Here is a 753-nt window from a genome sequence, read left to right on the forward strand (position 1 = left end):
CCAGACGAAGTTGTGCCAGTAGCACACGGCAAAGCGCAGGTGGTCCTCCATGCGCTGGCCCAGGACGATGCGGTCCTTGTCGTAGTGCTTGAAGGCCAGTTCGCTCTGGCTGTTGGCGCCCTCGAAACGGATGGGGGCGATGTGATTGAAATAGGAGGTCATGTCGAACTTCAGGAGATGCAAAAAACTCAGGCGCCGCGCAGGCGGCTGTACAGGTCACGAAAGCGCGCCAGGCGGGGTGCCAGGCGGGCATGGCGTTGGGAATCGGNGCGGGTCGTTGGTGCGCGGCAGCACCAGTTCGCTCTGGCTGTTGGCGCCCTCGAAACGGATGGGGGCGATGTGATTGAAATAGGAGGTCATGTCGAACTTCAGGAGATGCAAAAAACTCAGGCGCCGCGCAGGCGGCTGTACAGGTCACGAAAGCGCGCCAGGCGGGGWGCCAGGCGGGCATGGCGTTGGGAATCGGGAGAGAAMAGRGCCGCCACGGGCGGACGGGTGCAGACGGCCTCGACGCTGCCGCCGGTGGCCAACCAGCCCAGGCGTGCCGCGCCCAGCGCACCGCCGGCTTCGCTGCCGGTGTGCAGGACGATGTCGACCTGCAGCGCGTCGGCRATCAGCTGGGCCCAGAAGTGGCTGCGCGAGCCGCCGCCCACCAGCGACAGCTGGTGCACCTCGGTGCCGGCCGCCCGCAGCGCGTCCAGCCCGTCGGCCAGGCCGAAGGCCACGCCTTCGAGCACGGCATAGGTGCAGTCG

Annotated in this window: 1 protein-coding gene; it reads right to left on the bottom strand. The window is 67.1% G+C overall.

All coding sequences use genetic code 11. The features are described from left to right. Window positions 1–386: 386 nt before the first annotated feature. Window positions 387–753: FGGY-family carbohydrate kinase (locus ASC95_RS17805; protein ID WP_255355272.1), on the bottom strand; the 367-nt coding region annotated here is incomplete at its 5' end.

Source organism: Pelomonas sp. Root1217, from assembly GCF_001425705.1.
Classification (GTDB): Bacteria; Pseudomonadota; Gammaproteobacteria; order Burkholderiales; family Burkholderiaceae_C; genus Pelomonas.